This window comes from Nonomuraea insulae (assembly GCF_042656245.1).
Map to the genome: position 1 here is coordinate 1 of NZ_JBHSPA010000044.1, position 1377 is coordinate 1377.

Genomic DNA, 1377 nt, shown 5'->3' on the forward strand with positions numbered 1-1377 from the left:
TCTGCCGTTCAACACCTTCGAGACGGTCGGGATCGACACACCCGCCGACTCCGCGATGTAGGCGATGGTGACGGGCCCCTGCACCGGATCCTGGCCGTGCTCCTCCGGTGCCTTCGCTAGGTTGTCCGCCACGGCCGCCTTCCTTCCGTCACCATCTCGTTACCGCCTGCCTCGAAGGAGGCTGCCGATTTCATCCTCGCAGATCTCGCGGGCCGCCCGGTCGAGCATGCGGGCCGATGCGGACAGTCGTACGCGGTCAGCGGCAAGGTGATCGTCACCGTACCCTGACCCCTGAGGACTCCCGGACGACGAGCCTCGGCGGAATCAGCGTGGCCCCGGCCGTCGCCTGGCCGGACAGTTGCATTATGGCGAGCCGCACGGCGCCGCGGCCCATCTCCTCCGCGGGGATCGGCACGCTGGTGAGGCGTGGCGAGGACTGGAGCGCCACCTGATCCGGGCAGATCGCGACGACCGACACGTCCTGCGGCACGACGCGCCCGAACTGGCGCAGCAGGCTCATCAGCTGGCTGGCGGCCTCCTCGTTCTGGATGACGAACCCACTGGTCGCGGGCCGTTCGTTGAGGATTCTGGTGAGCGTTCCCGCAGTCGAGTCGAAAGTGCCGTCGCACGGCCTGTGTGTGGCGCGCAGGCCTCGCTCACGTGCTCGGTTCATGAAACCGGTGACCGTACGAGCGGCGAATCCCGTGTGCCTGCGGTAGACGCTGGCGCTGACACCGATCAGCGCGACGTCGTCATGCCCGAGGTCGGCCAGGTGGTCGGCACAGACCTCGCCGGCCGCCTCGAAATTCAGGTCGACACAGGGCAACTCGCCCGCCTCGGAGGGGAGTCCCACCATCACGGCGGGCATGGATATCTCGCGCAACACCGGGATGCGCTCGTCGTGGAGCTCGACGTCCATGAGCAAGGCGGCGTCGGCCAGACCGCTGGCCGCGACCCGCCGCACACCGTCCGTGCCCTCGTCCCCGGTAAGAAGCAGGATGTCCTTTCCATACGTACGCGCGGCGGTGGTCATGGCCATCAGGATCTCCATGATCACCGGCACGTACATGTCGGTACGCAGGGGCACCATGACGGCGATGATGTTCGACTGACTGGAGGCGAGTGACCGGGCGCCGGCGTGGGGGTGGTAGCCGAGGTCCGCGATGGCTCGCATGACCCGTTCCCGGGTCCGCTCGGAGATCGGGCGCTTGCCGCTGAGCGCGTACGACACGGTGCTCGTGGAGACTTCGGCGCGTTCGGCCACGTCCGCGATCGTCACCACAGCCCCCCGTCCGGTGAGCTGCGCGCTGCCGTCATCCCTTGATGGCACCCGTGAGAGCTCCCTTGGCGAAGTGCTTCTGCATGAACGGGTAGACG

The 1377-nt window shown here is 67.8% G+C and carries 1 protein-coding gene; it reads right to left on the minus strand.

Annotated elements, in window-relative coordinates:
• Positions 1–274: 274 nt before the first annotated feature.
• Complete coding sequence (locus ACFPZ3_RS34340; protein ID WP_379518467.1) at positions 275–1330, minus strand: LacI family DNA-binding transcriptional regulator; 1056 nt, start codon at positions 1328–1330, stop codon at positions 275–277.
• Positions 1331–1377 lie beyond the last annotated feature (47 nt).